The organism is Ruegeria sp. AA3, assembly GCF_056542905.1.
The window spans coordinates 20153-30578 of sequence record NZ_JBQGAQ010000009.1; the positions used below are offsets into that span (position 1 = coordinate 20153).

The 10426-nt window shown below is 57.2% G+C and carries 7 protein-coding genes; 3 read left to right on the forward strand and 4 right to left on the reverse strand.

Going from position 1 to position 10426, the window contains the following annotated elements; all coding sequences use genetic code 11:
- Positions 1-146 precede the first annotated feature (146 nt).
- A complete protein-coding gene (locus tag ACR0JR_RS15475; protein ID WP_480456923.1) occupies positions 147-1622 on the forward strand; it encodes an NAD-dependent succinate-semialdehyde dehydrogenase in 1476 nt (491 codons plus the stop codon).
- Between the two features lie 57 nt (positions 1623-1679).
- On the opposite strand, the gene ACR0JR_RS15480 is transcribed toward ACR0JR_RS15475, so the two are convergent.
- From ACR0JR_RS15480 to ACR0JR_RS15495, 4 genes are all read right to left on the reverse strand, one after another.
- The gene (locus ACR0JR_RS15480) at positions 1680-2885 is read right to left on the reverse strand and encodes an MFS transporter (RefSeq protein ID WP_170471213.1); all 1206 of its coding nucleotides are present in this window, start codon (positions 2883-2885) and stop codon (positions 1680-1682) included.
- Between the two features lie 179 nt (positions 2886-3064).
- Positions 3065-3496, reverse strand: coding sequence for a universal stress protein (locus tag ACR0JR_RS15485; protein ID WP_480456924.1), 432 nt, complete (start codon positions 3494-3496; stop codon positions 3065-3067).
- Positions 3493-6102, reverse strand: coding sequence for a TRAP transporter permease (locus ACR0JR_RS15490; RefSeq protein ID WP_480456925.1), 2610 nt, complete (start codon positions 6100-6102; stop codon positions 3493-3495). Before ACR0JR_RS15490 ends, ACR0JR_RS15485 begins: the two co-directional genes overlap by 4 nt.
- A gap of 107 nt (positions 6103-6209) precedes the next feature.
- Entirely contained in the window at positions 6210-7172 is a 963-nt protein-coding gene (locus tag ACR0JR_RS15495) for a TAXI family TRAP transporter solute-binding subunit (RefSeq protein ID WP_170471207.1), read from the reverse strand.
- Between the two features lie 243 nt (positions 7173-7415).
- On the opposite strand from ACR0JR_RS15495, the gene ACR0JR_RS15500 reads away from it, so the two are divergent.
- Positions 7416-9806 (forward strand): ATP-binding protein, encoded by a 2391-nt coding sequence (locus ACR0JR_RS15500; RefSeq protein ID WP_480456926.1) that lies wholly within the window; start codon positions 7416-7418, stop codon positions 9804-9806.
- The gene (locus ACR0JR_RS15505) at positions 9803-10420 is read left to right on the forward strand and encodes a response regulator transcription factor (protein WP_170471203.1); all 618 of its coding nucleotides are present in this window, start codon (positions 9803-9805) and stop codon (positions 10418-10420) included. Before ACR0JR_RS15500 ends, ACR0JR_RS15505 begins: the two co-directional genes overlap by 4 nt.
- Positions 10421-10426 lie beyond the last annotated feature (6 nt).

Genomic DNA, 10426 nt, shown 5'->3' on the forward strand with positions numbered 1-10426 from the left:
ATGAGGCGTGGATTGATCCTGCTGACATGTGGCGTATATGGGAACGTAATCCGATTCCTCGCACCACTAACGGTACAGGACAAAATCTTCGCCAAGGCCATGTAAATCCTCGAAGCCTCGGTCGACGCTACTAAAGGAGCCTGATCATGCTGGACACCAAAGTGACGAAACTGGAGCTGAAGGATCCCAGCCTTCTGGAAACCCGCGCCTATATCAACGGCGCATGGGTTGAGGGTGAGGCGACCTTTCCGGTTCACAACCCTGCCACCGGCGATCTGATCGCCAATGTGACGGATATCGACATCGAAGGCACCAGGCAGACCATTGATGTGGCTTATGCAGCGAAAAAGGAATGGGCCGCGCAAACCGGTAAGGAACGCGGCGCGATCCTGCGCAAGTGGTTCGATCTGATGGTCGAAAACGCTGATGATCTGGCAACCATCCTGACCGCTGAGATGGGAAAACCCTGGGCTGAAGCGCGCGGAGAAATTCTGTATGGTGCGTCCTTCATTGAGTGGTTCGCGGAAGAGGCAAAGCGTATCTACGGCGACGTGATCCCCGGCCACCAGCGTGACAAGCGCATCGTGGTGCTAAAGCAGCCCGTGGGCGTGGTGGGATCGATCACACCGTGGAACTTCCCCAACGCGATGATCGCGCGCAAGGTCGGCCCGGCGCTGGCCGTGGGTTGTACGTTTGTGGCACGTCCTGCAACGCTTACACCGCTTTCAGCGCTGGCGATGGCAGTACTGGGCGAACGTGCGGGTATCCCGGCGGGCGTGCTGAACGTGATCCCCGGTACCGATAGCTCGGGTGTAGGTAACGAGCTGTGCACCAACGACAAGGTTGCCAAGATCACCTTTACCGGCTCGACCCGTGTTGGTCAGATCCTGATGCGTCAGGCGGCAGGCACCATCAAGAAGATGTCGCTGGAACTGGGCGGCAACGCGCCATTCATCGTGTTCGACGACGCCGATGTGGATGCGGCTGTGGACGGCGCGATGATCGCCAAGTTCCGCAACAACGGTCAGACCTGCGTCTGCGCCAACCGGATCTATGTGCAGGCAGGTGTCTACGATGAATTCGCCGCCAAGCTGGCCGAGAAAACCAAAGATCTGAATGTGGGCAATGGCTTTGGCGACGGCATCACCACGGGCCCGTTGATCAACGACGCAGCGGTCGCCAAGGTCGAAGAGCACATCTCGGACGCGGTATCCAAAGGCGCGACGGTCACGATGGGTGGCAAACGCTCGGATCTGGGTGGGACGTTCTTTGAACCCACCGTTCTGACCGGCGTAACCCGCGAAATGGTGGTCGCGAAGGATGAAACCTTCGGCCCCGTTGCCCCTCTGTTCAAGTTCGAAGAGGAAGACGACGTCGTTGCCATGGCCAATGACAGTGAGTTCGGCCTGGCTTCGTATTTCTACAGCCGCGATCTGGCGCGGGTCTGGCGCGTTGCCGAGGCGCTTGAATCGGGCATGGTGGGCGTTAATACCGGCCTGATCTCGACCGAAGTCGCACCGTTTGGCGGTGTCAAGCAGTCCGGTCTGGGCCGCGAGGGTTCGAAATACGGAACCGAAGATTTCCTTGAGATGAAGTATCTCTGTATGGGTGAAATCCAGTAAGCGCATTCAAGTCGTCGAAAGCCAACGCACTCGCGGGTCGCTGCGGGTGCGTTTTTTTCAGACTGAAGCGTGCCCGCGCAAACGAACCACCAAAGGCATCATCGCCAACACCAAAACGGCCGAGAAAAAGAAGGGTGCGCCCGGAAGGTAGACGCCTTCAGCATCGACTGAAGCCTGAAACAGACCAGTCATCACCAGGGGCGACAAGACAGCAGCAACTGATGATAGCGACGCGATGACCCCCTGCACCACACCTTGACGGTCTTCGTCGGCCTGGTTCGAGGCCATTGCCGTCATCAATGCGGGCACAAGATCAGATAAGGCGGCCAGCAAAAGAAAGACCACTAGGGCGGTGATCGTCGCTGTGAAACCAAATCCGATCATTCCAATCAGCGCGGATATCATCCCCAGCATCAATGTGCGGTAATCTCCAATCCACTTGATAAAAAGGGGCATTAATCCCCCTTGCACAATCGCCAGCAACACGCCGTAAGCAGCAAGCGACAACCCGATGTAGAGAGTCGGCCAGTCGAAAACTTCACGCGTCCAGAACGCCCAAAGGGTCGGGTAGACCATGTTGGCAAATTCAAAAATGAAAATGCACAGCAGCGGTATCGCCAGGCCTGGAAACCGGAAAGCATCAAAGATCGATTTGAACGGATTCAGATCGCGCTTGCCAAAAGGGCGGCGTTTTTCGGGTGTCAGACTTTCGGGAAGTACGAATACTCCGAACAGGGCGTTCGCCGCGGATAAAACCGCAGCGATCCAGAACGGCGCGGTGATACTGATCTCGGCTGCAATGCCTCCGATGGCTGGCCCAAGTACAAACCCGATCCCGAAGGCCGCTCCAATCAGACCGAAATTTGCAGCCTTTTCAGTGGGCGAGGATATGTCGGCAATGTAAGCCGTCGCGGTGATGTAGGTTGCCCCGGCCAAACCTGCGAGCGTGCGCCCCAGAAGAAGCAACCAGAAGCTGTCAGCCAATGCCATGATCACGTAATCCAGCGCGAGCATGACCAAGGCGGCTATCAGGATCGGCCTGCGTCCGATGGCGTCCGAAATGCTGCCTACAATGGGGCCGCACAGGAACAGCGCTCCGGCATAGGCCGCCATCAGCAGCCCGCCCCAAAAGGCGCCCTGCCCGGTGTCCCCAGCACCAACGCGATCCATCAGGTCGGGCATGATGGGGAACACGATGCCGATACCGATGGCGTCGATCATCAGCGTGATCAGAATGAAGGTTATGGCTCGGCTTTTGAACATATCGCCCTATCGGACGGGTACGCGGCTAAAGCAAGAGGAAAGGGCAGAACTTTTCACTTGTCGGGCAACCGTTTTCAATCAGGTCAAACTCACCCGCAGCCATACCTTTGATGAGTGAACTGGCTGCCCCGTCGAAAGCAACCAATCTCAACTTCCCGGCCCCCTTCGGTCCGCTTGAGCTAGCGCACGACGTAAACCGAGGTATTCGAGTGCCGAACGACCCGTGCAGCATTTGGACCAAGCAGATAATCCTTAAAATCAGGCTTATGCGCACCGATCACGATCAAGTCCGAGCCTGCACCTTCCGCGGTTTTGAGAATCTCTTGATAGGCGCTGCCGGTGGCCACCACATGACGGACCTTGGCGTTGCGCTCTTCCCCCAGCGTGGCGGCGCAGAGGGCGACCAGCTTTTCATGAGCCTCTTCAATCACCTTTTCGTGGTGGTGGGGCTCAAAAAAACTGCTGACGAAACCTTCGCCATAGTCAGGTGTCACGGTCACGACATCCAGCCGCGCACCATCCATTTCGGCCAGCGCTGCGGCGCGTTCAAGGACAGCAACATCAAGATCGCCATTGCTGATATCCACGGCGCACAGAATTGCTTGGGTCATGCGGGTTCTCCCTGTTTTGCGGCACGGCCGCTCTGGAGGAAGGCGACAAGACCCAACAGGATCAGCGCCGGGATAAAGATCAGCTCTTTCGCGGGCTGGCTTTGCGGAGCCTGAATGCTGGTGATGCGAACGGCATCGTCAGCATAATAGTCGAACATATCCAGCTCATCCGCGACCGGCGTGCCGAACATCGGCTCGTCGAGCTTGACCAGACCATCCTCTTCCAGCGTCATCAGGCCCAAGGCGTCAACGCGTGCTGTGCCGTCGGCCCCTTCCGGAATGTCCAGAACCACGGTGGTTTCGGTCATATTGCCGGTGTCAAAGTCAGGACCTGCAACCTCGATCCGCATGGTGCTGCCCGGTGCGGCCTCACCCACGGCCTGTGTGAGCTGTGCCGGTTCGATCTGCGCAAAAGGCGGTGCGATGCGGTTCATGAAGAAATCCGGACGGAACAGCGCAAAGGCGATCAGGATTAGTGCAACGCTTTCATAGATGCGGTTCTTGGTCAGGAACCAGCCCATGGTGCCGGCGGTGAAGATCAGGATCGCGATGGTCGCAGAGACGGCCACCAGGATACCCTGTACCCAGCCCACATCGATCAGCAACAGGTCAGTGTTGAAGATAAACACAAACGGCAGTGCCACGGTGCGCAAGCTGTAGAAGAAGGCCGTGAAGCCGGTCTTGATCGCATCCCCGCCCGAGACGGCGGCGGCGGCAAAGCTCGCCAGACCAACCGGCGGTGTCACATCAGCCATGATGCCGAAGTAGAACACGAACAGGTGCACCGCGATCAGCGGCACGATCAGACCGTCCTGCGCGCCAAGTTCGACAACCACGCCCGCCATCAGCGAGCTGACGACGATGTAGTTCGCCGTGGTCGGCAGACCCATCCCAAGGATCAGGCTAAGCAGACCGACCAGCGCCAGCATGGCGATCAGGTTACCGCCTGACAGGAACTCGACCAGATCGGCCATCACCTGACCCACACCGGTCAGCGTTACGGTGCCCACGATCACACCTGCGGTGGCGGTGGCCAGCGCAATACCGATCATGTTACGCGCGCCGTCAATCAGACCGTTCCACAGGTCGGTAACACCGGCCATAAAGGCATTCGCGGTATCACTCTCACCCCGGAAGATCGACTTGAGCGGCTTCTGCGTGAGCAGGATCACGAACAACAGAGAGGTTGCCCAGAAGGCCGACAGGCCGGGCGATTTCTGTTCGATCATCAGGAAGTAGACCAGCACGATGATCGGCAGCAGGTAATGCAGACCGGCCTTGTAGATCTCGGCGATCACCGGCAGTTCGACCTCTTTGGCGTTGGGGTCATCCGGAACCAAGTCCTCTACTCCGGAAGCCAGCCAAAGCAGGATCAGATAGGCCAGCAAGATCAGCGCCGACAGGACCAGCCCCGACGCATCGGGCATGAGCGCAACAATGGCCTTGATCGGGTATTGGATGCCGTAACACAGCCCGGCAAAGCCCACGAAGAACAGCGCCATGCCGCCAATCGTGCGACCCATCGAAACAACGCGATCACCCAATGTCGGCATCTTCCGCTTCACCGCTTCAAGGTGCACAATGTAGACAAGCGCGATGTAGGAGATCGCAGCAGGCAGGAAGGCGTGGGTGATCACCTCAACGTATGAGATGCCCACATATTCCACCATCAGGAAGGCAGCAGCGCCCATCACAGGTGGCATGATCTGGCCGTTCACGGATGAGGCGACCTCGACCGAGCCCGCCTGTTCACTGGAAAAGCCTACACGTTTCATTAGCGGGATGGTGAACGTACCGGTGGTCACAACGTTTGCGATGGATGACCCCGAGATCAGGCCGGTCGCTGCTGAACCAACAACCGCCGCTTTGGCCGGGCCGCCGCGCAGGTGCCCCAGCGCGCCAAAGGCCATCTTGATAAAGTAGTTGCCCGCGCCCGCCTTATCCAGCAGCGCGCCGAACAGCACGAACAGGAAGACAAACTTGGTTGAAACGCCCAGCGCGATGCCAAAGACACCTTCGGACGTGATCCACATATGGCTCATCGCCTTTTGCAGGCTGGCGCCTTTCCAGCGGATCACCTCGGGTACCCATTCGGAGGAACCGAAGAAGACGTAGGCGAGAAAGATCGTGGCAATGATAGCCATCGCAGGGCCAAGCGCACGCCGCGCGGCCTCAAACAGCAGCAGTAGGCCAACAAGGGCGAACCATTTGTCGGTGTCGTCTGCGAGACCGCCCGCATCAACGATTTTTTGGTAGAAGAAATAACCGTACAGCGCCAGAAACGCGCCCGCGATCCCCATGATCCAATCTTGAATCGGGATGTAATTCCGCGGGCTGGATTTCAGCGCCGGATAGGCCGAGAAGGCCAGAAACATCGCAAAGGCCAGATGAATCTGGCGCGAGTTGTTCACCACGCTGCCCGGCAGCAGATAATTCGACAAGGGAGAGGCCAGAACGACCTGAAATACCGACCACAAGACCGCAACGATCGCTAGAAACAGCCCGACATTTCCCGCCGGATCACGCGCGCCTGCATCTGATGAGGCAACCAGTTCCTGAAGCTCTTCTTCGGAAAGGGGGCGATTGCCCTGTGTGTCGGAACTCATGTTGGTATCTCCCTGTCCTTCGGCCTTGGTTTTTGCGGCCGTCTTGTCTCCGGTTTAGCCCGGATATGAGCCGGGGCGCCCCGAAAGGCGCCCCGCGTCAGGTCTGGTTACTGAATCCAGCCTTTTTCTTTATAGTACTTCTCAGCACCTGGATGCAGCGGTGCCGACAGGCCATCCGCAATCATCTCTTCCGGTTTCAGGTTGGCAAATGCCGGGTGCAGCTTTTTGAAGTCATCGAAGTTCTCGAAGACTGAGCTGACAACCGCATAAACCGCATCTTCGGAAACGTCTGCCGAGGTCACAAAAGTCGCACCAACACCAAAGGTCGATGTGTCGCCGTCCGAACCACGGTACATACCACCGGGGATGGTAGCGGTACGGTAGAACGAGTTGTCACCCACCAGCTTGTCAACCGCATCGCCACTGACATTCACCAGAACCGAGTCGCACGCGGTGGTTGCTTCCTGGATCGAACCGGACGGGTGACCAACAGTGTATACCATTGCGTCAATCTGGTTATCACACAGAGCTGCGGACTGTTCAGCCGCCTTTAGCTCGGTCGCCAGTTCGAAATCATCGGTGGACCAGCCCATTTCGCCCAGCAGAACTTCCATGGTGCCGCGCTGACCGGAACCGGGGTTGCCGATATTGACGCGCTTGCCCTTCAGGTCTTCGAAATTCGAGATACCCGCGTCGGCACGCGCCACAACCGTAAACGGCTCTGGGTGTACCGAGAACACGGCACGCAGGTTCTCAAACGGGCCGGCTTCTTCGAATTTCGAGCTGCCATTATACGCGTGGTACTGCCAGTCCGACTGTGCCACACCAAACTCAAGCTCGCCTTCGCGAATGGTGTTGATGTTGTAAACCGACCCCCCAGTCGACTCCACCGAACACCGGACCCCGTGCTCTTTCCGGCCCTTGTTGACCAGACGGCAGATCGCGCCACCCGTCGGGTAATAGACACCCGTAACGCCGCCAGTTCCGATCGTGATGAATTCTTCTGCATATGCCGCTGGTGCCATCAGGGCCGCCGCGGCAAATGCGGTGATTGAGGATTTCTTGAACACTTTGACACTCCTGTTGTCAGTCTTTTTTAATCTGTTGGGGTGCCTGAAACCTTTCAGAACACAACACAAAAAATCGCACTGGAATCAGGCCCCCCGATGAATAAGAGGAAAGCGAAACCAAACAGCAGGTGTCTATACGGTTGATTACGTATAGGCTTGGATTCGAAGATAGGGGAATGAGGGTAATCGGCCGCAGGTCGCGTCTTAGGTACCGATACTTGTATAAGGTCGTTTGGACAGAATTTGGACCACGCAGGACATCAAGAACTTCGTCCAGATCATGCCGAACCCGCGCGCAGGCGCAGGTCGCTGCGTGCAACGCTTGCACTGTGCCTGGGTGGGTTGCAGTTTCTCGCGATCCTTTCCGTCATCCTGTCGACCTTTGTCAGCTCGGAAAACGCGCTTTTGCGGCAATCGCGCAATTCTCTGAACGAGGTTAGCGTCAACGTCATCGGGCAGGTCAAAAGTTTCCTGAACCCAGCCCGGCAAGCATTAGATGCTACGAGGCGTCTTGCCGAAAATGACGTTCTGGACATCAGCGATGCCACCGTTTTGGAAAGCCATTTCTTCCAGCAGCTTCAGGTCGCACCACAGCTTGCTGGGATGTATTTGGCCGATAATACGGGCAGGTTTGTCTATGTGATGCGCGCAGAAGAGGCCGGGCGCTATCGCACCAAGTACGTTCCGCCATTTCTTGAGGGCACCACCGAGCATCCCGCCGATTTCAAATGGCGCAACGATCAGTTTACTCTGCTTGAGAGGGCGGTCACCGACACCGATACCTATGAGGCGCGCAGTAGGCCTTGGTTCCGAATGGTCTCTGAGACCAAAGCGCCGATCTGGACAGAACCCTATATCTTCTTCACGACGCGCCAGCCGGGGATCACCTATAGCGTGCCGATCTTGGACGAGGATAGAAACATCCGCGCCATTTTGGGTGTCGATATCCAGATCGACGCCCTGTCGGGATTCCTGCTGGATATCTGGTCTGAACGACGAGGCGCCGCGCTGGTTCTGAACGAAGATGGTGCGGTTCTGGCACACCCAACGCTCGTGTTGATCCGGCAGGAAGCCCATATGGAAGCGCCTGAGTTGACCCGGGTGGATCAGATCGCGGACCCCATCGCGCAAATGGCGTTCGGAGATGTGGTGCAAACCGATCTGAGCAACACCGAGGGCCCTTTACACACGGATTTCCAGCTAAACGGTCAAGACTATGTGGCGATGCTGATCGAGGTGTCCGAGCCGGGGCTGCGTTGGCTAATCGGCCTTTATGCGGCCGAGGACAACTTTATTGGCGAGATCAAGAAAAACCGGACACAAGGCGTCTGGATCGCGCTGGCCATCGCCATTCTGACCGGCGCAATCGGGCTTGCCATGGCCGACCGGATCTATGCCCCGGTGCGCACTTTTGCCAGTCAGAGCCAGCAATTGTTCAGTGGAGAGATCACGCCCGAAGAAGGTTTGCACAGCCCTTATCGTGAGCTGGAAGATACCGGTGTGGCTCTGACGCAAGAGGTCAAACAACGTCAACGGTTCGAAACCGCCTATGGCCGCACCTTCGATCTGGCCTCGCGGGGGATGGCCCAGATCTCGCCCGAGACGGGGCGGTTTCTACGGACCAACGAACAGCTGTGCGACATCATGGGGTACAAGCCGGAAGAACTGGAGAAGATGACGCTGGCCGACATTCTGCCCGAAGACGGTCATCAGATTGCGGTCAAGTTCCGCGAAACCCTGCTGCAGGATTCCGAGTTCATAATCGAGAACCAGTTTATCCGCAAAGACGGATCACCGATCTGGCTGCGGGTCAACGCAATCCTGATCCGCGATGAAAGTGGCATACCCGATCACGCAGTTGCCATTATCGATGATGTGAGTGATCGGAAGCAGGCCGAGGATGAGGCCGGCCGCCTTAGCCGCGATCTGTCCCATGTGGCGCGGGTCAACTTGATGGGTGAGATGGCATCCGGGCTGGCGCATGAACTGAACCAGCCACTTAGCGCGATCTCATATAACGTTGACGCTGCGAAGATCACGTTGGATGAAATCGGCGATCCCGATCCTGAACTGACCGAGATCCTTTCGGATATCGACCGCCAGTCTCGCCGCGCAGGCGACATCATACGCGCCCTGCGCGAAGTGGTGCGAAAGGATCGCGGACGTCAAACCCCGTTTGAGCTGAGCGGGCTGATCCGGCAAACCGTCAGTCTGATGGAGGCCGAGGCGAAACTGCATGAGATCAAGTTGCATTTTGAGGAATCCGGCCTTCCCCCGGTGATCGGAAACCGGACACAGATCGCGCAGGTGCTGGTCAATCTGTTGCGCAATGCAATTGATGCTCTGGCGCGTGATCCGGTCGCGAAAGGCCAGATCAACATTATGACCCGAACCACAGATGAAATGGTCGAAGTCCATGTGCAGGACAACGGTCCTGGCGTCAGTGATGATGTCACTTTGTTCAATACATTCGACACGCAAAAGACCGACGGAATGGGCCTGGGCCTGTCCATTTGCAGAACCATTGTCAAAGCCAACGGCGGAACGATTTGGTATGAACCCACCGAAACAACAGGCGCATGCTTTTGTTTCACCCTGCGCCGCAGTGACTTATCCGAGGAAAATCAGGAATGATCTTTGATCCGCAGGTTGTATACATCGTCGATGACGACGAAGATGTGCGTATTGCCCTGTCGCGCTCCCTCAGCAAACGTGGGATGCAGGTCGAACACTTTCCGGATGCACAGGCCTTTCTGAACCAAGTGCATGAAGATGCAAAAGGATGTCTGATCCTTGATTACGGAATGCCGGGGATGGACGGGCTGGAACTGCAGGATCATCTGAACCGGCGCGACTCGACCCTCCCGGTCATATTCATCTCAGGCCATGGGGGCATTCCGGAATCGGTCCGCGCCACAAAGGCAGGCGCAATTGACTTTCTGGAGAAACCTTTCGACCTGCAGGTGCTGGTTGAACGAATTCAGGCCGCTTTCGAACTTGGCACAAAACTGCGCACCGATAAAACAAGGCGTCAGATGCTTGCAGATAAGCGCAGACTTTTGACCGAGCGCGAGGAACAGGTGCTGCAGCATATTCTGACCCACCCCTCGCGGACATCTAGCAAAGAGATTGCCACTGCACTGGGAATAAGCCCTCGCACGGTGGAAATTCATCGGGGACGCATCCAACAGAAGGTTGGTGTGAAAACGACCATCGAGCTGTATGAGCTATTTGGGCAGACGCACTGATGGCAA